The organism is Brevibacillus massiliensis, from assembly GCF_000311785.1.
GTDB classification, from domain to species: Bacteria; Bacillota; Bacilli; order Brevibacillales; family Brevibacillaceae; genus Brevibacillus_C; species Brevibacillus_C massiliensis.
On record NZ_HE978535.1, the window covers coordinates 495,076 to 518,134 of the forward strand.

Consider the following 23,059-nt stretch of genomic DNA (forward strand, 5'->3'; position numbering starts at 1 on the left):
TTTGGAAATACTTCCAGCCGATCCCCTTCATCATAACTGACCGCTTCAACCCATTCCCCCACGATGTTCTTTCGATGTTCCGGCTCTACATAGAGAGTTAACCGGTGAGCGCCACAATAGGTCTCTGCAATATCGCATTGCACAGCCTCGGGAAGTAAATGCTCCACCCCCTTAGGTGGGCGATTTGAACGCGCGGTATGATCGGAAAAATGAACATAAGTACCGTTTGCCAGAAGTGTTTTTTCACACAGCTGGAACGCCAGCTGCGCAGGGATTCTTTTGTCATGGATTTCACGGCCGTTATCGATCACATAACTGCCATTATAAGTGACATAAAGGGAACAGCCCAACTTTTCTCCGTACAGTACAGAGCCAGCCAAAGAACGGCCGGTTGCCAATCCTATCAAAATTCCCATTCGCTTCAGTGCGTCAACAGTTTCAACCACTTCCCTGTCAAGTTCACCTTTGGAGGTCAAAATTGTTCCGTCAATATCGAGAAACACAATTCGGTACATTTACATCACCTTTTTTCAAATTTTTTTGAGACTTCGATTTTAAGTATTGTGCAACGCGAAAATTCATTTTATAATCATAATACAATATACAGATTTTTGTACAATAGGGGGTCGACATGATAGAGCAGCTTCTCACCAAAAATGGCATGGCATTGGTCGGCATTGCCAAAATATTAATGGGTGTTTCACCGGGCGACCGTATTCCGAAAATATCGGAACTGGCGGAAAAAATGCACTCTGGCAGAGGAACGGTGCAGGTGGCGTTAAAGCGAATGGAAGAGCTTGGCGCTATCAAATTGGAATCAAGAGGGCATCAGGGTACTTTTTTGATTGAAATGGATCTGCCGAAAATGTGGCAAATCGCAGCTTTTGAAATGGTCACAGGGGCGATGCCTCTCCCCTATTCCAAACGTTATGAGGGACTCGCGACCGGTTTATACAGTGTGTTTGAGGAAGCAAACGTTCCTTTCAGTTTAGCCTACATGCGGGGAGCCGAAAGTCGAATCAAAAGCCTCCTTAACAAGCGATACGACTTCATCCTGATCTCCCGTTATGCAGCGAAGAAAGCAATGGAAGAAGGAACTGCCATTGAAGTGGTCCTCAATTTTGGAGTAGGAACATATTTGTCTGCACATACTCTCTTGTTTGCGGATAAAAGTTTCAATGAAATCCAGGATGGCATGAGGGTTGGCTTAGACTTCGATTCCATCGACCAGCGCAATTTGACTTACAGGGTATGTGAAGGCAAAAACGTAGAGTATGTGAAACTGCCGTACACCCACATTTTGTCAAGTCTGCAAACGAAAAAAATTGATGCGTGCGTTTTTAATGGAGACGAAGTCCAGGAACGCTTTCTTTCTATCAAACAAGTTCCGATACCTCAATCGGAACAAAGCTCAAATACAGAGGCTGTAATCGTCGTCAGAAAGGAGGATGCGGACATCTTCCAAAAACTTTTCTCGATCATGAATGTTTCAGCGGTTCTAAACATTCAAAAGCAGGTTATGAATGGCGAGATGTATCCAAGATATTAGGGGGTTACGCAATGGGAACAAACCTGGAAGCAAATTTGCTGGAGAGAATTGACCTTCTCTATCAGACAAATCAGATTAATGACTATGTTTATGAGAAACTGCCTTCGCTGTTAAAAAGAGTGGAAGATTACTTGCAAATCACCCTGTCGGAAGAAAATGCAGGTTCGTTTGTAAGCCACCTTGCAATCGCCTTGCAGAGAATTATGCAAAATGCTCCCGTTCAGGAAGTTTCGGATGAAGTGAAAGCGTTAACAGACAAGCACCCCGAATTTTATCAATTTGCCGGAGAAATTCTGGCCCTGCCCGGAACTGAAAGCGTTAACTGCCATGCAGAGGCATCATTTGTTACATTATATCTTTGCTTATTAAGCGGAAAGGAGTAAACAAAATGTTACGAATCGTAGTGGGCGGACTTCGCAAGGATGTGATCGAAAGAACAGCAAAGGAGGCAGGTGGGGACAAGATAAGTGTGACTGTTACGTCGGATTTTGAAGCGGCGAAAAAGATTAAGGCAGGTGAGGCTGATTACTATCTCGGCGCGTGCAATAGCGGAGGAGGTGCAGCGCTCTCTATCCCGATTGGCATTCTAGGTTATTCGAATTGTGCAACCGTTGCCAAACTTGGAGGAAAACCTGATGCAAAAAACATTGAAAAATTGGTAAGTGAAGGAAAAGTTGCTTTCGGGATGGCTGTAGAAAGTGTTGAAGATGCGGTTCCCCTGATTATCAGCAGCTTACTGAAAAAGCATAATCTCATTTAGGAGGAGAAAGTATGGAACCAATCAATTTATCATTCCTGCAACACATCTCCGCTGCCCAGGTTATTGTGCTTACACTCCTTACGGCTATAACGGCTATGGCAGCTCATTTGGGAAAAGCGGTTTTTCATGACGGCATCCGCCCGATTATGCCGGAGTTCTTGGAGGGGAGGATGAGACGTCCTGAACTTGCCTCCATTTCCTTTGGATTAAGTATTGGCTTCATTGTATCGGTAGGTCTGTCGTTTGCCGTTTCGTTCCAGTTGTTAAATCCATGGCTGCTGTTTCTGCCAACGGATATCTTAGGGGTTATGGCCACCAGTTGGTGGCTTGCGGCAATCCTTGGGGCTGCCTGGGGACTTGTCGTCTTGTTCGGTCTTGCTGGAGTGCAGACGGTGTTTACGCTTTTACCGGTGGATTTAATCGGTGCATTAGGAGAGCTAACGACCCCGGTACTGGTTTCGTTTACCGCGTTCCCGGTGCTGGCAGTTCTGTATCAGTTTGGCTGGGTACGAGCTCTGATCACCGGTATCTCAGTCCTGATCGTTCGACAATTGCTGCCGGTGATCGGCGGAACGTTTACTGCCAAGGCAAACGGTTTCCTAGATCAAGCGAAACAGCTTGCGGGTGTTACGTTCACGGAAAAAGCCGATTTTGCTGCGAAAGTAAATGCACTTAAGGATGCGGCGGTATCGAATCCACAAGTGCAGGATTTGATTTCGCAAGCTTCCTACAACAACTCGCTGGGAAACACCATATCCGGGTTCGTTATGCAGATTGCCGTACTTATGTTAGTAGGTATGATTTTTCTGGTGTGTTTCGCCATTTCCAAAGACCGGGCAATCAAAAAGAATGGTGCTGATGCTTCAGCGGAAATGGCAGCAGCGGCGGAAGCGGAGGCAAACATTTTTGACGTTCGCACGAAACGGATTTACAAAGGACTTCCGCTCTTGGCAGCGATTGGTGCACTTCTTGCGGTTTCGTGTAACATGGGGTTCTTTACCGGATCCGATGTTGCCGGTCCAATCTTGCAAAAGGCATGGCAGGCTACCGGACAGGAACAAACTGACCTTCTGCGCAGTGCTGCTGTAGCCGACGTGATACGGGGAATCAGTTTTATTCCGCTAATCGTTACAACCGCATTGGCTACCGGGGTTTATGGAGTAGTAGGTTTAACCTTTGTGTTCCCGCTAGGTTATTTATCTCCTAATCCAGTAATCGCCGCCATTTTGGGGGCTCTGTGGATTTGCATAGAGGTAGTTGCGCTTCGCGGAATCGGACGGTTCCTGCAGCGATATCCGACACTACGTGAATCTTCGGATAACATTCGTACATCAATGAATACAATGATGGAACTCGCTTTGTTTATCGGGGGCGCGTTCGCCGCGATGAAAATGGCGCCAAACGCATTCGGATTATCCTTGACGATTTTCATCCTGCTGTATGCGGCAAACGAAGGTTTGGGACGTCCGATCATGAGGCTTGCGGCTGCACCCGTGGCCATCATCATAACCGGAATTCTTCTCAATCTGTTGCACTTTGTGAAACTCGTATAAAAATTCGGTTACAGGTAGGGAACCCCTACCTTTCCCTGTTAGGAGGATATCGTATGAAAGTGCATTCGGTAACAGGAGCATTTGATCCTCAAGCCGTCCAAAAAACCATGATACATGAGCATCTAGTGTTTAATCTGTCGGGTGTTCGTCAAGACAATGACTCCATTTTGGAGGATTCGCCGGAGATGGATCGAGAGATGGAGTCGATTATCGCTTCGGGATGCAATACCGTCGTTGAAGTCTCAAACATCGGTATGGGGAGAAATCCACAGGGCCTGGCTGCCCTTGCCCGTAAGCATAACTTGCTGATTGTCGCATCGACCGGATTTTACAAAGAGCAGTTTTATCCATCCTTTGTGTTCGAGCGTAGTGCAGAGGAACTGGCCGAAATGATGGTCCGCGAGATTTTGGTGGGAATGGACGATACAAACATTAAAGCAGGCCTGATTGCGGAAATCGGAAGCAGTTTCAAGGAGATTACCGCAGCGGAAGAAAAGGTGTTCCGTGCTGCCATCTTGGCGCATAAACAAACAGGCGCCTCGATCAGTACCCATTGTGAGATTGGAACAATGGGAAAGGAACAAATGGCGATTTTTGAAAAATATGGCGTCGAGATGAACCGTGTCTCATTTGGACATCAGGATCTCAACACAGATATGGAAGAACAATTGCTGATTTTGAAAAACGGTGCGTTCCTGCAGTTTGACACGATCGGAAAAAACAGTTACCGAAAAGACGAAGATCGCGTGAATCATCTGGTTGCCCTTCTTGATCGCGGGTATGAGGACCAGATCATGCTGTCATGCGATATCACAAGAAAATCGTATATGAAACAGCACGGTGGATGGGGATACAACCATCTCTTCGAATTCTTTGTTCCTGCCTTGCAGCAAAAAGGGGTTACGCGAGACATCCTTGATAAAATGCTGATTTTCAATCCGCGAAAGTTTTTGGCGTTCTAGGAGGAAACCATGATTAGAATTTCGACTCTGCCCACGATGACAAGGGAACAGGCGGTGCAAGCCCAATTTGCATTAGTGGACGCCATTTCCCATCATTTTTCCGGTACGGAGTTTTTATCGTCTGGAGATTATGGGGTAACACCGGGCCGGGGACGTCCAAATCAGACGATGAAAGTTGAAAAAGTGTTGGCCGAATTTTTTGGCACCGAAGATTGCGTTCTTGTTCGGGGTGCCGGTACAGGCGGCATTCGGCTTGCATTGAGCGCCTGCCTGAATCCTGGGGATCCGATCATGTTGCATAAGGCTCCGATTTACACCACGACCAAAGAGACAATCCGTCTGATGGGGCTTAAGCCGGTATTTGTCGATTACCATGATTTGGCTGAAGTCGTGCGGGCGCTTTCTCAGGTGAAAGTGGTATATGTACAGCATTCCCGCCAACAGATGAGAGACGAATATGATGTGGGACAGTTGATTCAGGCGGTAAAACGAGCGCATCCGGATATCCCGGTACTCGTCGACGATAATTATACCGTGTTTAAAGTTCCGCATATCGGTGTTCAACTCGGTGCCGACATATCCACCTTTTCAGGGTTTAAGTTATTGGGGCCTGAAGGAATCGGGATTGTCGTAGGGAAACAGGCGCCGCTTGAAATGATAAAAAAACGGAACTATTCGGGCGGAGGCCAGGTGCAGGGACCGGAAGCGATGGAACTGCTCCGGGCACTTGTGACAGCCCCGGTTATGTGTGCGATTCAGACCGAACAGGCTGCGGAAATCTGCAGCCGGTTGAACGATGGCGAAGTACCGGGGATCGAATGGGCGCAACTGTCAAACTCCCAATCAAGAAACGTCATTGCCAAATTGTCGGATCCGATTGCCCAACCGGTCATTGAGGCTTGTGATCAGTTTGGCGGCGCGATCTTTCCTGTAGGTGCCGAATCAAAATACGAGGTGCTGCCAATGATCTACCGCGTCTCGGGATCATTTGTGGAAAGCGATCCCGAATTGGCCCCGTATTTGCTGCGGATCAATCCCATGCGAAGCGGTGCGGGACTGGTCATTGACATTTTGAAGAAATCGCTTCATCAAGTGAACCGGTCATGAATGTAGTAAGGGAACTAACGCGGAACAGGATGGCCGGGTTGCGCCAACAGTCGCGCCATACATGCGGATCACGATGGGACAAGCCAATAAACAAAGATTATTTTTCAAACAAGATAAGCCAGTGCAAAAAAAGGCTTTTTCGGTAGGAGGTGGTTGAATGTTCCTTGGCGTCACTCGTCGCAGAAATCCTCAATTACTGGAGGCAGCATTATATTTTCACCAAAAAGGAGACATTCCGCCCAACACATATGTAATTGATTTGGATGCCGTCCGCGAAAATGCAGCCCATTTGGCAAAAGAGGCAAAGAAACAACAACTGCAGCTTTACTTCATGACCAAACAATTCGGTAGAAATCCAATCGTTTCAAGAGCAATTGTGGAAGCGGGCATTCCCAAAGCGGTTGCGGTTGACCCGTGGGAAGCCAGGACACTTGCTCAGAATGGCATAAAGCTGGGACATGTGGGTCACCTTGTTCAAATCCCCCGTGCGTTCATAAGCGAGATATTGGAGCTGAACCCTGAAGTGATCACCGTCTTTAGTTATGACAATGCAAAATTGATTTCTGACGAAGCGGTGAAATTGGGAATACGGCAAAAAGTGCTTCTCCGCGTAATCGATGATGGCGATTTTCTCTATCCGGGACAATCGGGGGGATTCCGTCTGCGCGATTTGCAAACCGATGTGGAAAATATCATGCAGCTGCCCGGAGTGGAGGTAGGCGGAGTTACAAGTTTCCCTTGTCTGCTCGTTGAAGATGATAAGGTGAAGCCAACGCCCAACATCAAAACGATCGAAAAGGCAATCGCATGTTTAAAGAAATGGGGGTTCAACGGGCTTCAGGCGAATACCCCCAGTGTCAGTTCGACTGCAACATTGGGATTGCTAAAACAGTTGGGGGCGACCCATGCCGAACCGGGACACGCACTTACGGGAACTACACCACTGCATGCGGTGGCCGAGCAGCCTGAGAAGCCGGCCATGGTTTACGTATCGGAAGTGTCACATTTATTTAGAGAAAAGGCTTATGTTTACGGCGGAGGGTTTTATTACCGATCGCACGTTAAACATGCTTTGGTCGGTAAGCAATGGGATCAACTGAAACAAGTGGAGGTCATTGCAGATGAACCCGGGTCTATCGATTATTATGGAACACTTAATTCGGATCAGGTTTCAGTCGGAGATACAGCACTGTTTTCATTCAGGACCCAGATTTTTGTCACCAGAGCAAGCGTTGCTGTTGTGGAAGGGATAGGAAAGAATCCGAAAATCCATGGCATCTTTGATTCGGAGGGGAGAAAATCATGAGCAGAACTGTGGTTGTAATTTTAGACGGGCTGGGTGTCGGCGAGATGCCCGATGTGGCTGAAGTGCGAAAACAGGATGTCGGTTCGCACACTCTCGGACATTTATTGGAAAAACGTCCTACGCGGTTACCCGTGCTGTCCAAGCTTGGTTTGGCGAAAATTTTACGGAATTCTGCACTGCTGCCGGAAGTGGAGCCTGTTTCCAGTTATGGCGTTTGCCGTTTGGCTCATGATGGCGCGGATACTTATGCAGGACATAACGAGATCATGGGTGCGAAACCCAAAGTTCCGGTCAAAATGTTCATGATTGACGTGGCTGAAGAAGTTGAAGCCGCTTTGCTTGAAGCCGGTTTTCCAGTCTCCCGTCCGATTAGCGAAACGGGAGTTCTTCTGGTAGACGGAAAAATCATTGTCGCCGACAATATGGAGACGGATCCCGGTCAAATCATAAATGTAACCGGTCCGTTGGATGAGGTTCCATTTGCAAAAATTCTAAAAGTCGGGCAAGTGGTTCGGCAAATCGTGAAAACCAGCCGGGTGATTGCTCTCGGTGGGACCGGAGTAACGGCCCGGGATATCATAAATTCCTGCATCACCCGTAACCGTCAATGTGGAGTCGATACCCCAAGACTGAACATTTACAATGAAAATTATCAGGTTCGCCACCTCGGTTACGGGATCAATCCGGAAACACAGATTCCTTCGATCCTGCAGCGGTCGGGAATACCCGTCTATTTATATGGGAAAATTGCCGACGTCGTTCAAGGGGACGTCGAGGAGCGGGATCCTGTTGTACAAACAGCGGGGGTTTTTGAGAGGATTCTTTCCCGTTTGGACGTGTTAAAACACGGACTGATTTGTGCCACCGTTCAGGAAACGGATTTGGCCGGGCACGAGCAGGATTGCGAGAAATACGCACGTGTCCTGGAAATTTCGGATCGCGGAATCGGTCAAATCATCGACAGGTTGGAACCGGGTGATTTATTGATCGTAACCGCCGATCACGGGAACGACCCAACGATCGGTCACAGCGGCCATACCAGGGAATGTACCCCGTTAATGGTGTACCGCAGGGGGGAAAATAAAACAACTGAACTTGGAGTGCGAGATACACTTGCCGATGTTGCTGCTACGATTGCGGATTATTTTCAAGCGGCTTCCCCGGAATATGGCACGAGTATCTGGGCAGGTTCAAGGTAAGGAGTTGTCAACGATGATCCGATTGGTCATAACAGACGACTATATGGAAATGAGCCGCAAAGCGGCTGAATGGATTGCTGGCGAGATGAAACAAAAGCCGGGCCTGGTTTTGGGATTGGCAACGGGGAGCACGCCGATCGGCATGTACAAGGAATTAATCGAGATGTACCGTAAAGGCCAGATCGATTTCAGTCAGGTTACCACTTTTAACCTTGATGAATATGTGGGCCTACATCCGGAACATCCACAAAGTTATCATGCGTACATGTGGAAACACTTTTTTTCCCACATCAACATCAACAAAGAACATGTAAACATTCCGCCGGGCCGATTTGAAAATGAGAAGGATGTGTGCAGCCGCTATGACGAAAAAATCAAAAAAAGCGGCGGAATCGACATTCAGATATTGGGGATCGGGCGCAACGGCCATATTGGATTCAATGAACCCGACTCTTCCTTATCAATCAAAACACATATTGTGAATCTCGCTTTGGAAACGATTGAAGCGAATTCACGATTTTTCCCGCAAAAAGACGAGGTTCCCAAGCAAGCGATTACGATGGGGCTTGGCAGCATAATGGAAGCAAAGACGATATTGCTGCTTGCCAATGGCAGAGATAAGGCGGCCGCCATCGCGAAAACGCTTATGGGAAAAGTGAGTACGCAAATCCCTGCTTCACTGCTGCAGCTTCATCCGAATGTAACGATGATAATGGACAAGGAGGCAGCCTGTTTTGTGACAGAAAACAAACACGTTCGCGAATGGAGTTTTGCCTATCAAAGCGAGGGTATCGGTTAGAAAGCGGGAAAAAACCGGAACGTTTAAACAAGCTGATGATCGGAGTGATTTGTTGGTTTTAACTCAACCGATTCGACGTGGGAGCATTATCCCACAGGGAGAAGGAGCTTCCTACTTTGAGTGGGCGATGTGGCGAGCGTTTCTTGCTATAAACCCTCTTGTGAATGAATCGTAGGGAAGCAAGGCGATTTAGAATGGATCAAGAGTTTTTACCGTTAGGACCCGCACCAGGCAACGGTCCCGACATGATCTTTGGGTTTGATGAATTTTATTGTGGTTGAGGTGACTCTAACGCAATCCTCTCGTCAGGAAGCGGCTGAAGGCGAACCAGCCGTCGATGGAAGAAAAATCAGCGAAAAGAAACTATTGTATGGTAATTGGAACCTCGTCAATCTTTGGGAAGCGGTTAGTGCGGACCCGTATGCTAGCTGTTGTGAGAGGTCGGGGGTTAGTCACCCCCTCCTACTCGTTTTGGCGGAGCGTGTGGAATCGAACCCACCTGCGACATCCCATGCCGCACACTCGGTTTTGAAGTTTGAAAATCGCGTTTTTTTCCAATGCTTCTGAGTAAAATGTTGTTGTGAGCGGGATGGATTTCCACCCAACTGCTTTGTTTATCCAAAATCTGAAGGGATGGGAACTTTTTGCACCATAATGTCGATGCCGGAATGGAAGGGTCGTAAATCGTGATACTGAAAATGACCGGGGTATGCAGCAGTAAGCAAACCTCGGTCAGTTTTTTTGTCGCTGCAATTTGATCTTCCACTTTAATCGCCAATTGGGAATGACTCTGTGTAAAGGCATGAGAGAGATCCCGAATCAACAAGGCCGGTTTTTTCCCGAAACCCTGTAGAGATTTTGGGGTGAAATTTTTTAGGGGTTTCGGATTCTATCTGACAGGAATCAATGATGTAACAATTGAAAGGGGAAAGAGGCATGAGCGAACCGAAAATCAAAGCTGCTTATTTGAAAACAGGAGAGGAAACAGACAAGGGTTTTTCTTTTTGCAACAGGGTATGCTAAGTTCTAAATATCGCCAAATAAATCCAGCAGACAAGGAGGTGGTACCCTATGACAACGAACAATAAACCCAATAGATTAGCAAAGGAAAAGTCGCCGTACTTGCTTCATCACGCATACAATCCGGTTGATTGGTTCCCTTGGTCGGACGAGGCTTTTGAAACAGCATTGAGTGAAAACAAGCCTGTCTTTTTATCTATTGGGTATTCTTAGTCGTTGGAATAAAATACCACATGCCATTGGTGCCACGTCATGGAACGCGAATCTTTCGAAGACGAAGAAGTAGCATCGCTCTTAAACCAGCACTACATCTCCATCAAAGTGGACCGGGAAGAACGCCCGGACATTGATCACATCTACATGGCGGTGTGTCAGGCGATGACCGGACACGGCGGCTGGCCGATGACGATCATCATGACGCCAAAGAAGCAGCCGTTCTTCGCCGGGACGTATTTTCCCAAGGCCTCGAAGTGGGGCAGGCCCGGCTTGATGGATATCCTGCATCAGGTGGCGGAGCTCTGGGAGAAGGAGCCGCAGCGGATCGCCCATACCGTAGAGCGGATCACAGAGGCGGTCACTGTGCACCTGTCGGGGGACGCCGACGGAGAACTGACGGAAGATATCCTGGCCCATGCCTTTCAGTTGTTTCGCCAACAGTTTGACCATCGCTATGGCGGGTTTGGCGACGCGCCGAAGTTCCCCACGCCGCACAACCTTCTGTTTCTGCTGCGGCATTGGAAATTGACCGGCGAAGAACAGGCGCTGGCGATGGTGGAACAGACGCTTGCAGCCATGCACCGCGGGGGTATTTACGATCACGTGGGATTCGGATTTTCCCGCTATTCGGTCGATCGGGAGTGGCTCGTTCCCCATTTTGAGAAGATGCTGTACGACAATGCGCTGCTGGCCTATACATACCTTGAGGCGTACCAGGCGACGAAGAAGCCGCCGTACGCCCAAGTGGCGAAGGAGATCTTCACCTACGTCCTGCGCGACATGACCGATCCGGAAGGCGGTTTTTACTCGGCGGAGGATGCCGATTCGGAGGGGGAAGAGGGCAAGTTTTACCTCTGGACGCCCGACGAGATCCGCCGCGTGCTGGGCAGCGAAGCGGGGGAGCTGTACTGTACAGCCTACGACATCACGGAAACGGGCAATTTTGAAGGTCGCAGCATCCCCAACCTGATTCGCCGTTCTTTGGCCCAGACGGCAAGCCAGCTGGGCAAAGGCGAACCGGAGCTGCGGCAGCTCTTGGCAGACGCGCGTGAACGGTTGTTCGCAGCCCGGGAACAGCGCGTCCATCCCGGCAAGGACGATAAAATCCTGACAGCTTGGAACGGCCTGATGATCGCCGCCCTGGCAAAGGCAGCCCAGGTACTGGGAGAAGATAGGTACGAGCAGGCGGCAGCCCGGGCGCTGCAGTTCGTGCAGGGCAAAATCAGCCGCCAGGATGGACGATTGCTCGCCCGTTACCGCGATGGCGAGGCGGCTCATCTCGGCTACGCAGACGATTACGCGTTTCTCGTCTGGGGGCTGTTGGAACTGTACGAGGCGACCTTGGATTCCCGGCATCTGCGGGAAGCGGTCCGATTGACGGACGACCTGCTTCGCCTGTTCTGGGATGAGCAGGCAGGCGGGCTGTTCTTTTACGGCAGTGACGGGGAAACACTGATCGCCCGGCCAAAGGAGATCTATGACGGGGCCACGCCGTCGGGAAACAGTGTCGCTGCCCACAACCTGCTTCGCCTGTTCCACCTGACCGGACGCCCGGAGTACCAAGAGCGGGCCGAGCGGCTGCTGCAGGCATTCGCCGGAAGCATCGAGCAGTATCCGCCGGGGTACAGCTTTTCCTTGATGGCGCTGCAGCTTGCCACTGGTCCGGCAAGGGAGATCGTGATCGCCGGCGAGCGCGGGTCGGAAGAAGTGAAGCAGCTTCGTGCCGTTTTGCGGGATAGCTACCAGCCGCTTGCCGTGATCGCCTGCCACGACCCGAACGACACCTTGGCCGACATCGCCCCGGCGATTCAGGAGAAGACAATGCAGGATGGAAAAGCCACCGTCTACGTGTGCGAAAACTTTACCTGCAGTGCTCCGCTGACCGATGTGGAGCAGGTAAAACAACTGTTTGCCGATTGATGGCAAAGACGAATCCCCGCTTCCAACCGTGCAGTTGGGTGCGGGGGATTTTTTCTTTAGAGGGTGGGCATTTTCACTTTGCCTTCCTCGAACAGCTCTTTTAACAAGTGTCTGGCATATCCTGCCGCCTGCCCAAAGCTTACCCTTGCCGGCATCGGCGCTTCGTCGGCGTCAACGACAACGTCGACAATACAAGGTTTGCCGAGTGTGACAGCCTGCTGCAGCGCCGGCAGGATTTGATCCGGATATTCGACCCGGATGCCAACCCCGCCGCAGATGTCGGCGTACTTGGCGAAGTCGGGGTTGTGCAGATCGGTGGCGTATTCGAGGTTGCCCATGACCTCCTGCTCAAATTTGATCATCGCGATCTTGTGGTTGTTCAGGACCACGACGACGATCGGCAGTTTATACTTGACCGCGGTAAGAAAATCGCTCATCGTCATCGCGAACCCGCCATCGCCGCAGACGGCGATCACCTGCCTGTCCGGATAGGCGATCTTTCCGGCGATGGCCCCCGGCAGGCCGCAGCCGAGCGTCGCCAGCCAACTGGAGATGACCATTTGCTGGTTGGTCATCTTCAGGTGGCGCGCCACCCAGACGGTGACATTTCCGACGTCGACTGACAGGACGGCATCGTCAGCCAACACTTTCTGCAGCTCCTGGATCACGCGCTGAGGCTTAATCGGCACATCGTCGTTTTGGGCGACCTCATCCATCTTGGCCCACCACTGATGCAGATTCTGCTGGCAGCGCTCCAGAAAGTCCCGGTCTTTTCGCGGGTTGATCTCATTGGTCAGCCAGCGCAGTACCTTATTGGCGTCTCCTGTCAGCCCGATGTCGACCGGATATCTTTTCCCGATTTGCGAGGGATCGGTATCGACTTGGATGGTCATGGCCCGAGCCGGCAGGTACCCCGTAAACGGGTAGGAGGTGCCGACCATAAACAAGGTATCTGCCTCCTGCATGGCGTCGTAGGCGGGGCGCGTGCCGATCAGTCCCAGGCCGCCCAGGCAGAGCGGGTGATCGTCAGGAACAACCCCCTTGCCGGGCAAAGACAGGATGATCGGGGCTCCGATTCTCTCGGCGAATGCAAGCAGGTTGTCCCGGGTCCCTCTGGCTCCCCTGCCGGCGAGGATCACGGGTTTCTTCGCCTTCTCCAGGGCTTGTTTGGCCTGCATCAGATCCATCAATTGGGGCAGGATGACCGGCTTGGAGTAAAACGTACTCGTCCGGCGCGCTTCGCCCTTCACTTCAAATTTGGGGATGTCGTCGGGTACGGTGAGAACGGCAACGCCTTGCTTGGTATAGGCGCTTCTGATCGCCTGATTGACGACCGCCGGAAGCTGTTCAGCGGACATGATGCGCTGGTTGTAGACAGCGACATCGTCAAACATCCGCTCCAGGTTTACTTCCTGAAAGAAATCCGTGCCGATCAGATCGGACTCCACCTGGCCGGTGATCGCAAGCACCGGAGCTTTGTCCAGCTTAGCGTCGTACAGCCCGTTTAACAGATGGATCGCACCGGGACCGGCGATCGCCATACACACGCCCAGCTTTCCTGTCAGCTTGGCGTAGGCTGCCGCTGCGAGCGCGCCTGCTTCTTCATGTCTCACCTGAATGAATTTGATCTTGTCCTGTGCCTTGCGCAGCGGCTCGATCAAAGAATTGATCGAATCGCCAGGCATTCCGTAGATATGGTCCACGCCCCATTCGATCAACAGATCGACCAGGACTTCTCCAGCCAATTTGCCAAACATATGATCTCTCCTCCGCAAAAGCAATTCTCTCCGTAGTCTTTCGCAAACCAAGGAAAAGAAAACGTTGATTTCTTCTTGAACGGGAACGAAAAAAGGGAAAGCCCATCCGGGAAGATAGGCACCGAACCAGTCAGCCGGCAATAAACTGATCAAGAGAGAAAGGAGGAGCGCTTCCGTATGCAGTTTTACTACGAGGAGAAAATGCCGCTGAGAATTTTGGACGAAGGGGAATTTTGGAAACTTCAGGAAAGCGAACACACGGATGTCATCCGCGCATTGGTGCCCGATCTGGAGCAGCCTTTCGTCGAGGCGCTGAAGACTTGGGAGCAGGCCCTGGCCGAAACACAGGCCTTGTTTGTCCGCTATATAGAGCTCGTCGTCCGCTCAGGCAAACATCTCAGCAGCGCTGTTTACGGGCAAATCATGGAACTGGTTCGCTTTGCGCTGAAACAAAGCGAGCAGTTCGTCCAACTGCTGAATCAGTTGGGGAAGGAGAGCAAAGCGCTGAGCAACAACCCGACGGCGATTACCGTACTGAACCATATCCGCCGCGAATCGGAGTATTTTATCGGCATTGCCCAGGCGGTGCTCCAAAAAGGGATGTTCTAAACAGCAGTTCCCGGCCGCCCGACCCAAAGGTTGGCGGCTTTTTTCTGGCAAAAAAATTTGCTTGAAAAGAATTGATCAATTGATTACACTTAAACATGTTATGTATCAATTAAATAAGCAACCCTCATCGAACGGTGAGGTAGAGGTCGCGAATTTTAAGAGTCATTTGGGGAAGATGCCGAGAACGTCGATGAACCCGAATAAAAGGAAAATTCGCCGAAGTTTGCCTGTTTTCTCTGGACAGGCGGGCTGGGGCTGCACTCGAAAGGGGCAGAACTGTCACGGTTCCGTCATACGGGAATCGTGGAGAGCTATCTCAGGCGAAGGTATGGTGTGGTTATGAGAATGCCGTCCATCACTTTTGGCGGTATTTTTTATTTTCAACCCCTGCACCTCGTGAGAGATCTCGAAGAAAATAAAGAAGAGGTGTTGTGCACATGAGACAAGAATCGCCTGCATCATCCGGGCAGTTGCAGCGGGGGTTAAAGGCAAGGCATCTGACGATGATTGCCATTGGGGGGTCGATCGGGACAGGCCTGTTTCTGGCCAGCGGCGCCACGATCAGTGAAGCGGGACCCGGCGGCGCGATCGTCGCCTACATGGCGATCGGGCTGATGGTCTACTTTTTGATGACCAGTTTGGGGGAGATGGCGGCGTACATGCCTGTATCCGGATCGTTCAGCACGTATGCCAGCAAGTTTGTCGATCCGTCGCTGGGATTTGCGCTGGGCTGGAACTACTGGTACAACTGGGCCGTCACCATCGCCGTGGAAATCTCCGCAGGCGCACTGATTATGAAGTACTGGCTGCCCGACAGCCCGTCGATTCTCTGGAGCGGCCTGTTTTTGCTCCTGATCTTTACGCTGAACTACTTGTCCGTCAAAGGGTACGGGGAATCGGAGTATTGGTTTGCCTTTATTAAAGTGGCGACGATTGTCATTTTCCTCGTCGTCGGGCTGCTGATGATTTTTGGCATCATGGGCGGAGAAGCGGTCGGCTTCCGCAATTTCACGATAGGCGACGCACCGTTTCACGGCGGATTTATGGCGATGTTGGGGGTTTTTATGATCGCCGGCTTCTCTTTTCAAGGAACCGAACTGGTCGGGATTGCCGCCGGGGAGAGTGAGAATCCCAGGAATAGTATTCCAAAGGCGATCAGGCAGATCTTTTGGCGCATCCTGCTGTTTTATATTGTGGCGATTCTGGTAATCGGCTTGTTAATCCCGTACGACAGCCCTCATTTGATCAGCGGAGACGTGGACAGCGTGGCGATGAGCCCGTTTACCCTCGTCTTTCAAAAAGCGGGGCTGGCCTTTGCCGCCTCGGTGATGAACGCTGTCATTCTTACGTCGGTCCTCTCCGCCGGAAATTCCGGGATGTACGCCTCCACGCGGATGCTGTGGGTGCTGGCAAAAGAGGGACACGCCCCCAAGTTTTTGGCCAAGCTGAATTCACGCGGCGTGCCGCTGAACGCTTTGCTCGCCACCACGGTTGTCGGAGCGCTCGCGTATTTGTCTTCGCTGTTTGGCGATGGAGCCGTCTACATCTGGCTGCTGAATGCCTCAGGCATGTCCGGCTTTATCGCCTGGCTGGGCATCGCTATCAGCCACTACCGCTTTCGCCGGGCATACCTGGCACAAGGGCATCAGCTGGCCGATTTGCCGTTCAAGGCCAAGTGGTTTCCGGTTGGCCCGATCTTCGCCTTTGTCGTTTGTCTCATTGTGATTCTGGGGCAAAATTACCAGGCGTTTCTGGGCGGAAGCATCGATTGGAACGGGGTGCTGGTCTCCTATATCGGCCTGCCGATGTTTTTGATCGTCTGGCTGGTGTACAAATTCGTCAAAAAGACCAAGGTCATTCCTTTGGATCAATGCCGTTTTCAAGATGATCATACCGCATAGAAAACAATGGAACAGGCCGTGCGCTTCCGGGATGTCCGGGCCCCGGCCTGTTTTTTTGCGGGGCGGCGGCTCACATCAGGAACATGGCGACAATCGTCGTTGCGACAAGCCCGATCACGACCGGCAGCAGGTTGCGGCGAGCCAGCTCAAACGGGCTGACATTGCAGATCGCCGCAGCCGGGATCAACGCCCAGGGGATGATCGTTCCGCCGCCCACCCAAATGGCGGCAATCTGGCCCAGCGCCGTCAGGGTGGCAATGCCGGTGCCAAGCGCGTGGGCAAATAACCCGGCGACCGAACCCGCCAAGGTAATCCCGGAAAAACCGGAACCGTCAAGGCCGGTAATAACGCCCACAGTCGTCAAGGTCACGGCAGCCACTTCCTTGTTCAGCGGGATCGTGTTCGCCAGGGCGATGCCCAGGTCGTTGACGATGCCCTGCGAACCTGCTGGCAGCACTTCCCCGAAGACCTGCGTGAAGCCGCTGTCTCCCATGTAAAAGAAAGCGGCGATGGGGATCACCGGACCAAACACCTTAAAGCCGAACTGAAAGCCTTTGATCAGGCAGTCTGTCGCCTGCTCAAGCCCCTTTCCCTTATAAGCCAAGAGGACCGACAACAGCAGGATGACCAGCGCTGTTCCGCCGACCAGCGCGGTGGCGTTGCCGCCTTTTAGGTCAAACCAGAACATCGCCAGCACATCCAACAGGAACAGGAGCGGAACGAGTACGGCCAACCCCCGGCGAATTCCGGCGGACAGCAGGGCAGGCTTGCTTGAGTTATGCCACTATTAAGGATGATAGAAAGCATACATGCACATAGGAGGAGAGGCGCCCTGTGCCGGCGAGATGCGGGCGCGGCGCCGACATAGATGAAGACAGACACAGCAAAGCTGCATGCAAAACTGGAGCAGGCGTTTGAGCTTTTGGAGAAGCGGTTTCTGGAGCGAAGCGAGCTGATCCGACTTCTGTTTTTGAGCATGATGAGCGGCGAAAACGCGTTGCTGATCGGCCCCCCCGGCACAGCCAAGTCGCAATTGGCGCGGTCGCTGGCTCAGTTGTTTGGGACGGAGCACTGGTTTGATTACCTGCTGACCCGGTTTACCACGCCGGATGAAATCTTTGGTCCGGTCTCGCTGCAGCAGTTGAAGCAGGATCAGTACGTACGCAAGACGGCCGGCTACCTGCCGACAGCCCAGTTCGCTTTTCTGGACGAAATTTTCAAGGCAAACAGCGCGATCCTCAACGCGCTGCTGTCCATCCTGCACGAACGCGTCTTCTTTAACGGGCGGGAGCGGGAAGAGGTGCCGCTGCTGTTTTTGATCGCGGCCTCCAACGAGCTGCCTGACGAGTACGAACAGCTTGCCGCGCTGTACGACCGCTTTTTAGTCCGCTACGAAGTCAGGTATCTACAGACCGCTTCCAGTTATGAGGCGATGTTCCAGCTTCCGACTGAACCGCTGCCGGTTCTCTTCTCGCTGTACGATGTCAAGGATATACAGGCAGCGGCAAAGCAGGTGACGATTCCGGAATCGATCGTCTATTTTCTGTACCGTCTCAAGCAGGATTTGGAAGAGAAGGAATTTACCTTGTCAGACCGCAGATGGAGCAAGATCGGCCACGTATGGAAAACGTCTGCCGCCTTGAACGGACGCGAGGTCGTAAACGCCTGGGATACGGTGTATACGCCGCACATGCTGTGGGAGGTGCCGGAGGATTTGGAGGCGGTGCAGCAGATATTCGACGCCCGTTTCACGGAACTGTTGAAAGCCGAAGTGCAAAACGAGCTGCCGCTGCGCCGGTTTAAGCAGGTGGCAGACAAGTGGATGGACAAGGAAGCGGATCTGCACGCCTTCCAGTTTAAAAAGGAGATCGGCTCCCGGCTCGGCAAGGAAGCTCTGGAGGAATACCGCTTGCTCCTGGAGGAAAGCCGTCAGGAGGTAGAGGAGACTGCCCGCTTGCTCCGTGACAAGCTCGTCGACTGGCAGGCCAAGGAGCGGGATTTGGCCGGAATAATCCGCAAGAAGAATTTTTTGCTGCTGCAGGTGGAAAAGTATACGGTTAAATACGCCCATCTGCGAATAGAAGGAGAGCGGATTTTGCAGATGCTGCAGGGGTTCTACCGGACCGTGTTCGACCGGGAGATCCCCGGCGCCGAGTACGATTATACGCTGTAGCATGAACATGCAGGAGGCAAAAGATGATCATACGCTGCCATCGCGTCGACCAGTACGTGTTCGACGCGTATTTTCATTCGTCCCGGGTCGCGATCGAGTGGATCGAAGAAGCCAAGCAAAGGGCTCCCTGGCTTGACCGGGCCCTGCTTGCCGATTTTTTTCTCTGTTTTTTCCTGGAGAATCCGGAAATAGATGAAACCAAGGAAGTGCCCCTGTTTCACCGCTGGATGGTGCGCCATCTGTTAAAACAGTACTTTTATCACAGCATTCATCCGCGGACGGTCAACCAGGAGGCAGCCGCGTTTAAAACGGCGGTGAAAGCGCTGATGTGGCTGAGCGAATCCTTTGCCGAAGAAGCCGCCAAGCGTGAGACGGAGCGGGCCCAAAATACGATCGGACTGCAGGGCAAAAAAGGAGGGCAGGGCGAGGAATCGTTTGGCATCACCGAGCATTTGTCCAAGGCGCAGCTGGAAAAGCTGCAGCTGGTCGGCTACACGCTGCAGTACGGCAAGCGAAGCATCGAAGAGCGGGAACAAAAAAGCGATACGAAGCCGCTGGTTGAAGCGGAAATTCGCGCGCTGCGCGAGCGGATCCAAGAGGCGCAAGAGGAGATGAAGACGCAGTTCACCAAGCGAGGCAAACTGCAGCAGAAACTGAAAAAGCTGAAAGAAGAGCTGGCTCAGCGGGAAAAACAGCAGGAGAGGCTCTCCCGCCAGGAGCGGGAAGCACTTGCGGCCATTGAAAGCGAACTGGGGGGATGGCTGAACCAATCCCTGCAGGCGGCATTAGGGGAACAGGACGATGAGACACTGCTCGTCGACGAACTGCTTCGCGCCAGCCAGCGAATCGCCAACCGCCGCTGGGGAACAGAGTTGGGGAAGCTGCGCAGGCAAGCGTATGAACAGTACCTCCTGTGGGTTAACAAGTTGAAGCGAAACCCGGAGTTGATTGCCTTCCTTGAGGACGTGGGACGCAGCGTGCAGCAATTCCGCGTCAAGCGCAGGGAGATTCGCTCCCGGAACATTCCCGAAGAATACGTTGACCTGCGTCAGTCCAATGACGTATCGCACATGCTGCCAAGTGAAGCCGTACTCCTGGCTGATCCGGACCTGGAGACGTACTTTTCCTTAAAATGGGTGGAACAAAAACTGTTTACCTATGACGCCTGCGGTTGGATCGAAGAGCCGCCGAGAGGGCCGGTCATTTGCATGCTGGACACGTCCCACTCGATGCGAGGCGGCAAGCTTCGGCTCGCCCAGGTGTTCGTCATGACGTTTGCGGCACTCTGCCTCATGGAGCGCCGCGACTTTTACCTCTTGCTGTTCGGGGCCAAAGGGGAGCTGGTGGAGCAGCCGCTGTACCACCGCCGGCCTGATTGGGAAGCGTTCTACGCCTTGGCCCGGATGGCTTTTGGCGGCGGGACGCACTTTGATGCGCCGATGAAACGCGGGATTCAGATTGTCGAGCAGAATCCCGCGTTTCACGGTGCGGATCTGGTCATGGTAACAGACGGCATCGGAGCGATCTCCCCCTATGTACAGGCGATGCTGGCCGATGCCGGAGGACGCAAACAGCTCAAGCTGCATACGCTGTTGATCGGCTCGGCCCGCCAGCATCTCGTCTCCCGGTACGATATTTACGGCGTCTCCCACCGGATTCGCTTTGCTGCCAGTTGGGAGAGTGCAGGAGAAGAACAGACGGGGCTGCTGCTTGATGTTTTCGGCTGAGCCTCCCGCGGTCGCAGCCGTCAGACGACCCGTTTGAGCAGGGCAGGTCCGAATTCCAGCTCGGCGAATTTTTCCGCCACACGCTCCCGCTGGTAATTCCAGGCCGCTTCTTCGAGCGTCAGTTCTACCGGAACGTCGCATAAAATCGTGGCCAGCCTGCGGCTCAAATAGACCTGTTCGCGATGTTCTTCCAGGCGTTCGCGCAGTTTTCCCGAGACCTTGTCCAGATTGGCGTACAACTCGTCTACGCTGCCGTATTCGCGAATCAGCTTGAGCGCGGTTTTTTCGCCCACTCCCGGACAGCCCGGGATGCAATCCGATGCGTCACCCTGCAGCGCTTTCAAGTCGATCACCTGCTTCGGGGTGATGCCGCGAAGCTCGAACAGACTGTCCGGCGTATAGTGTTCGTGTTTTCCGCCGTTTTTCAATATCTTGACACTCACCTGCGGGCCGACTAACTGCAGGCTGTCGTAATCCCCGGTAGCGATGACGACCTGATGCCCGTCTGCGGCAAAACGCGTGCTGAGCGTTCCCAGGATATCATCCCCCTCAAATCCGGGACAGCCGACACTAGGCACGGAAAACGCGTCCGTCATTTCTTTTACCAGGTCAAATTGCGGGACGAGCTCCTCGGGAGGGAGAGCCCGATTCGTTTTGTACCCGTCATACCACTGGCTGCGGACCAGCGTCTCCCTGGATGCAACGTCCCAGCCTACGGCAACATGGGTAGGCCGGGTGAGCTGAACGTAATCGAGCATCATCTTGGTAAAGCCGTAGACGGCATTGGTGTAGACACCTGACGTCGTCTGCCGGACACTGCCGCCCCATGATGAGGCGTAGAAGGCACGAAACAGGAAGCTCATGCCGTCGATAAGCAAAATGGTATGGCTGTTCACAGTCAAACCCCTTTCCGAAGAACCATGTAACCCGTCTATTATAGCATGTCCGAAGCGAAAAGAGGGAAGAGCGTCTGGTGGGTTCTGCTGCTTGGCGATACAATACAAACAAAACGGTCATGACCGTTTTCCCCTCTCATCGGGGGACAAAAGTGTTGACCGCAAGCGGTCACATCCATGTTTTATGAAAAACGTCGAGACGTTTTTCACAGAAAACAAACGAATCAGGCAGGAGGACGTATGGAAACGATATACTGTCTCGTACCAGCGGCATACTGGCAGAATTATGCCGGCAAAACGGAATACATACCGCGCGATTACGACGAGGAGGGGTTCATTCACGCCACAAAAGGGGATGATCTGCTCGTCAAAGTGGCCAATCGCGTCTACCGCGATTTTACAGGCGAACTGTTGGTGCTGGTGATCGACGAATCCAGAGTTGCGGCAGAGATCAAATACGAACGGGCAAAGGACGGGCTGCTTTACCCGCACATCTACGGCGCCTTAAATCAGGACGCCATCATCCAGATTCGCAGGATGGACAAGGCGAGCGATGGATGGAGGCTGGGTGACGGGGTGTAAAACGGCTCGCTTAACAGATTTTGCTTCACTGATGCAGGTATTTGAACGCTTGGACCGAGGGATGATAGTAACACCGGACGCCCTGTTGCGGCTGGCGAGATGGTTTCCATCGTCTCTCGGTCCCTTGGGAGGAAGCCTGGCGGCTGACGGTGCAAATCCGTCCCGGGAGAAAAAATTCTGCTTAAGGAGGCAAAACAAATGGCTAACAACGGTAGCAGCAACAACCTGTTGGTTCCGCAAGCAAACGCAGCCCTGGATCAACTGAAGTACGAAATCGCTGCTGAATTTGGCGTACAGCTTGGCGCAGATACGACCTCCCGTCAGAACGGTTCTGTTGGAGGAGAAATCACCAAGCGTCTGGTAAGCTTCGCCGAACAACAACTCTCCCGTTAACCAAACTGAATAGCTGGATGAAGGATCCCTGCGGGGGTCCTTTTTGCCTTTTTCTCGGAAAACGGGCAGATCGAAGAACCGTTTTTCCGGACTAGTCATAGGATACAGTGTTCACACTTGCGCTTTGGAGGAGGTGGAGTAGATGTCCCGGTGTGGATTTGACGATTTTTTGATCGTATTAGTCTTGTTCATCCTGCTCGTTATCGTTAGTACGACATTCGATTGCTAACTGACGTATCCGTGACAGACGGGAGTTGAAGCCAAATGGTCAAAAGAGAGACAAAAAAATTGCTGCGCGACCATCCAGAATTTTCTGCATGGCTGAAACAACACCCTGACAAACGCGAAACGGTTCGTAAAAATCCCGCTTCCATACGTCAATTGTTTTCAGAATGGCAGATGGCAAACCGGCGTCGGCGCTTATTCACTTCTTTGGATTTCAGTCAATGGGCAAGCAAAGCCAGACGGATCTCTGAAGTGCTGGAGAACATGAATGCTGTCATGGGAATGATGGCAGAAGACTCGAACAAAAAACAGGGAGACTGAAGATTGGCACTTTTCCGGTGCCTTTTTTTGACAGCAAACATCGTCTGGAAATCCCTTCCCAGCGGCAGATGCTTGTGCTACCCT

General features: G+C 52.2%; 23 protein-coding genes, 2 pseudogenes and 1 riboswitch. Of the genes and pseudogenes, 20 read left to right on the forward strand and 5 right to left on the reverse strand.

The features are described 5' to 3' along the window. Window positions 1-515 (reverse strand): HAD family hydrolase (locus HGBM_RS26345; protein WP_019119516.1); only part of this gene is annotated, 515 nt, incomplete at its 3' end. A 116-nt stretch (window positions 516-631) separates the two neighbouring features. Here HGBM_RS26345 and yhfZ point away from each other — a divergent pair. The 11 genes from yhfZ (at window position 632) to HGBM_RS32035 (ending at window position 9,516) form a co-directional block, all read left to right on the forward strand. Beyond that, on the forward strand, window positions 632-1,549 hold the full coding sequence (yhfZ, locus tag HGBM_RS02455; RefSeq protein ID WP_019119517.1) for a GntR family transcriptional regulator YhfZ: 918 nt from the start codon (window positions 632-634) through the stop codon (window positions 1,547-1,549). Between the two features lie 11 nt (window positions 1,550-1,560). Beyond that, window positions 1,561-1,932 (forward strand): PRD domain-containing protein, encoded by a 372-nt coding sequence (locus tag HGBM_RS02460; protein ID WP_019119518.1) that lies wholly within the window; start codon window positions 1,561-1,563, stop codon window positions 1,930-1,932. A gap of 5 nt (window positions 1,933-1,937) precedes the next feature. Further along, the gene (locus HGBM_RS02465) at window positions 1,938-2,309 is read left to right on the forward strand and encodes a DUF2620 domain-containing protein (protein ID WP_019119519.1); all 372 of its coding nucleotides are present in this window, start codon (window positions 1,938-1,940) and stop codon (window positions 2,307-2,309) included. An 11-nt stretch (window positions 2,310-2,320) separates the two neighbouring features. Further along, window positions 2,321-3,862: a YhfT family protein gene (locus tag HGBM_RS02470; RefSeq protein WP_019119520.1), complete on the forward strand. Its 1,542-nt coding sequence runs from the start codon at window positions 2,321-2,323 to the stop codon at window positions 3,860-3,862. Between the two features lie 53 nt (window positions 3,863-3,915). Then, window positions 3,916-4,824, forward strand: coding sequence for a phosphotriesterase family protein (locus HGBM_RS02475; protein WP_019119521.1), 909 nt, complete (start codon window positions 3,916-3,918; stop codon window positions 4,822-4,824). A gap of 9 nt (window positions 4,825-4,833) precedes the next feature. Then, window positions 4,834-5,931, forward strand: a complete 1,098-nt coding sequence (locus HGBM_RS02480) for an aminotransferase class V-fold PLP-dependent enzyme (protein ID WP_019119522.1) — start codon at window positions 4,834-4,836, stop codon at window positions 5,929-5,931. A 157-nt stretch (window positions 5,932-6,088) separates the two neighbouring features. Continuing rightward, window positions 6,089-7,237 (forward strand): YhfX family PLP-dependent enzyme, encoded by a 1,149-nt coding sequence (locus tag HGBM_RS02485; protein ID WP_019119523.1) that lies wholly within the window; start codon window positions 6,089-6,091, stop codon window positions 7,235-7,237. Continuing rightward, window positions 7,234-8,436 carry a phosphopentomutase gene (locus HGBM_RS02490; protein ID WP_019119524.1) on the forward strand — a complete coding sequence of 401 codons (1,203 nt, stop codon included), beginning with the start codon at window positions 7,234-7,236 and terminating at the stop codon, window positions 8,434-8,436. Before HGBM_RS02485 ends, HGBM_RS02490 begins: the two co-directional genes overlap by 4 nt. A 16-nt stretch (window positions 8,437-8,452) precedes the next feature. Beyond that, window positions 8,453-9,235, forward strand: a complete 783-nt coding sequence (gene nagB, locus HGBM_RS02495) for a glucosamine-6-phosphate deaminase (protein ID WP_051029588.1) — start codon at window positions 8,453-8,455, stop codon at window positions 9,233-9,235. A gap of 52 nt (window positions 9,236-9,287) precedes the next feature. Continuing rightward, window positions 9,288-9,410, forward strand: a complete 123-nt coding sequence (locus HGBM_RS32030) for an AlwI family type II restriction endonuclease (protein ID WP_222705643.1) — start codon at window positions 9,288-9,290, stop codon at window positions 9,408-9,410. Between the two features lie 19 nt (window positions 9,411-9,429). Beyond that, entirely contained in the window at window positions 9,430-9,516 is an 87-nt protein-coding gene (locus HGBM_RS32035; protein WP_261798107.1) for an AlwI family type II restriction endonuclease, read from the forward strand. 167 nt (window positions 9,517-9,683) lie between these two features. Here the strand turns inward: HGBM_RS32035 and HGBM_RS30925 are convergent, their stop codons facing one another. Further along, window positions 9,684-10,013 carry a cysteine hydrolase family protein gene (locus HGBM_RS30925; protein ID WP_162530988.1) on the reverse strand — a complete coding sequence of 110 codons (330 nt, stop codon included), beginning with the start codon at window positions 10,011-10,013 and terminating at the stop codon, window positions 9,684-9,686. A gap of 293 nt (window positions 10,014-10,306) precedes the next feature. Between HGBM_RS30925 and HGBM_RS02515 the strand changes: the two are divergent. After that, window positions 10,307-12,391: pseudogene (locus HGBM_RS02515) on the forward strand (thioredoxin domain-containing protein). A 56-nt stretch (window positions 12,392-12,447) separates the two neighbouring features. Here HGBM_RS02515 and HGBM_RS02520 read toward each other — a convergent pair. Continuing rightward, complete coding sequence (locus tag HGBM_RS02520; RefSeq protein WP_019119528.1) at window positions 12,448-14,148, reverse strand: pyruvate oxidase; 1,701 nt, start codon at window positions 14,146-14,148, stop codon at window positions 12,448-12,450. 177 nt (window positions 14,149-14,325) lie between these two features. Between HGBM_RS02520 and HGBM_RS02525 the strand changes: the two genes are divergently transcribed. Further along, the gene (locus HGBM_RS02525; RefSeq protein WP_019119529.1) at window positions 14,326-14,757 is read left to right on the forward strand and encodes a DUF2935 domain-containing protein; all 432 of its coding nucleotides are present in this window, start codon (window positions 14,326-14,328) and stop codon (window positions 14,755-14,757) included. A 132-nt stretch (window positions 14,758-14,889) separates the two neighbouring features. Then, window positions 14,890-15,079: riboswitch (Lysine riboswitch) on the forward strand. Window positions 15,080-15,194: 115 nt separating this feature from the next. After that, window positions 15,195-16,658 carry an amino acid permease gene (locus HGBM_RS02530; RefSeq protein ID WP_019119530.1) on the forward strand — a complete coding sequence of 488 codons (1,464 nt, stop codon included), beginning with the start codon at window positions 15,195-15,197 and terminating at the stop codon, window positions 16,656-16,658. A gap of 70 nt (window positions 16,659-16,728) precedes the next feature. Here the strand turns inward: HGBM_RS02530 and HGBM_RS26350 are convergent. Beyond that, window positions 16,729-17,415, reverse strand: a pseudogene (locus tag HGBM_RS26350) (hypothetical protein); the annotation flags it as partial. Between the two features lie 111 nt (window positions 17,416-17,526). Here HGBM_RS26350 and HGBM_RS02540 point away from each other — a divergent pair. Together HGBM_RS02540 and HGBM_RS02545 are read left to right on the forward strand one after the other, a co-directional pair. Next, the gene (locus tag HGBM_RS02540) at window positions 17,527-18,831 is read left to right on the forward strand and encodes an AAA family ATPase (protein WP_019119532.1); all 1,305 of its coding nucleotides are present in this window, start codon (window positions 17,527-17,529) and stop codon (window positions 18,829-18,831) included. 23 nt (window positions 18,832-18,854) lie between these two features. Continuing rightward, window positions 18,855-20,558: a vWA domain-containing protein gene (locus HGBM_RS02545; RefSeq protein ID WP_019119533.1), complete on the forward strand. Its 1,704-nt coding sequence runs from the start codon at window positions 18,855-18,857 to the stop codon at window positions 20,556-20,558. Between the two features lie 20 nt (window positions 20,559-20,578). Here the strand turns inward: HGBM_RS02545 and HGBM_RS02550 are convergent, their stop codons facing one another. Further along, window positions 20,579-21,454, reverse strand: coding sequence for a 5'-3' exonuclease (locus HGBM_RS02550; protein WP_019119534.1), 876 nt, complete (start codon window positions 21,452-21,454; stop codon window positions 20,579-20,581). A 240-nt stretch (window positions 21,455-21,694) separates the two neighbouring features. On the opposite strand from HGBM_RS02550, the gene HGBM_RS02555 reads away from it, so the two are divergent. The 4 genes from HGBM_RS02555 (at window position 21,695) to HGBM_RS02570 (ending at window position 22,975) form a co-directional block, all read left to right on the forward strand. After that, window positions 21,695-22,036: a DUF952 domain-containing protein gene (locus HGBM_RS02555; RefSeq protein ID WP_019119535.1), complete on the forward strand. Its 342-nt coding sequence runs from the start codon at window positions 21,695-21,697 to the stop codon at window positions 22,034-22,036. Window positions 22,037-22,234: 198 nt separating this feature from the next. Continuing rightward, complete coding sequence (locus tag HGBM_RS02560; RefSeq protein ID WP_019119536.1) at window positions 22,235-22,429, forward strand: alpha/beta-type small acid-soluble spore protein; 195 nt, start codon at window positions 22,235-22,237, stop codon at window positions 22,427-22,429. Between the two features lie 142 nt (window positions 22,430-22,571). Continuing rightward, the gene (locus HGBM_RS32375; protein ID WP_147512788.1) at window positions 22,572-22,658 is read left to right on the forward strand and encodes a YjcZ family sporulation protein; all 87 of its coding nucleotides are present in this window, start codon (window positions 22,572-22,574) and stop codon (window positions 22,656-22,658) included. A gap of 35 nt (window positions 22,659-22,693) precedes the next feature. Next, window positions 22,694-22,975, forward strand: a complete 282-nt coding sequence (locus HGBM_RS02570; RefSeq protein WP_019119537.1) for a hypothetical protein — start codon at window positions 22,694-22,696, stop codon at window positions 22,973-22,975. The last annotated feature ends 84 nt before the right edge of the window (window positions 22,976-23,059 follow it).

Excerpts from the sequence above, each read along its gene's own strand:
- HGBM_RS32375 (WP_147512788.1), top strand. The coding sequence starts at position 22,572 with ATGTCCCGGTGTGGATTTGACGATTTTTTGATCGTATTAGTCTTGTTC.
- HGBM_RS02545 (WP_019119533.1), top strand. The coding sequence starts at position 18,855 with ATGATCATACGCTGCCATCGCGTCGACCAGTACGTGTTCGACGCGTAT.
- HGBM_RS02530 (WP_019119530.1), top strand. The coding sequence starts at position 15,195 with ATGAGACAAGAATCGCCTGCATCATCCGGGCAGTTGCAGCGGGGGTTA.
- HGBM_RS02570 (WP_019119537.1), top strand. The coding sequence starts at position 22,694 with ATGGTCAAAAGAGAGACAAAAAAATTGCTGCGCGACCATCCAGAATTT.
- HGBM_RS02560 (WP_019119536.1), top strand. The coding sequence starts at position 22,235 with ATGGCTAACAACGGTAGCAGCAACAACCTGTTGGTTCCGCAAGCAAAC.
- HGBM_RS02520 (WP_019119528.1), bottom strand. The coding sequence starts at position 14,148 with ATGTTTGGCAAATTGGCTGGAGAAGTCCTGGTCGATCTGTTGATCGAA.
- yhfZ (WP_019119517.1), top strand. The coding sequence starts at position 632 with ATGATAGAGCAGCTTCTCACCAAAAATGGCATGGCATTGGTCGGCATT.
- HGBM_RS02470 (WP_019119520.1), top strand. The coding sequence starts at position 2,321 with ATGGAACCAATCAATTTATCATTCCTGCAACACATCTCCGCTGCCCAG.
- HGBM_RS02465 (WP_019119519.1), top strand. The coding sequence starts at position 1,938 with ATGTTACGAATCGTAGTGGGCGGACTTCGCAAGGATGTGATCGAAAGA.
- HGBM_RS02485 (WP_019119523.1), top strand. The coding sequence starts at position 6,089 with ATGTTCCTTGGCGTCACTCGTCGCAGAAATCCTCAATTACTGGAGGCA.
- HGBM_RS02555 (WP_019119535.1), top strand. The coding sequence starts at position 21,695 with ATGGAAACGATATACTGTCTCGTACCAGCGGCATACTGGCAGAATTAT.
- HGBM_RS02480 (WP_019119522.1), top strand. The coding sequence starts at position 4,834 with ATGATTAGAATTTCGACTCTGCCCACGATGACAAGGGAACAGGCGGTG.
- HGBM_RS32035 (WP_261798107.1), top strand. The coding sequence starts at position 9,430 with ATGGATCAAGAGTTTTTACCGTTAGGACCCGCACCAGGCAACGGTCCC.
- HGBM_RS02490 (WP_019119524.1), top strand. The coding sequence starts at position 7,234 with ATGAGCAGAACTGTGGTTGTAATTTTAGACGGGCTGGGTGTCGGCGAG.
- HGBM_RS02540 (WP_019119532.1), top strand. The coding sequence starts at position 17,527 with ATGAAGACAGACACAGCAAAGCTGCATGCAAAACTGGAGCAGGCGTTT.
- HGBM_RS02475 (WP_019119521.1), top strand. The coding sequence starts at position 3,916 with ATGAAAGTGCATTCGGTAACAGGAGCATTTGATCCTCAAGCCGTCCAA.
- HGBM_RS02525 (WP_019119529.1), top strand. The coding sequence starts at position 14,326 with ATGCAGTTTTACTACGAGGAGAAAATGCCGCTGAGAATTTTGGACGAA.
- HGBM_RS02460 (WP_019119518.1), top strand. The coding sequence starts at position 1,561 with ATGGGAACAAACCTGGAAGCAAATTTGCTGGAGAGAATTGACCTTCTC.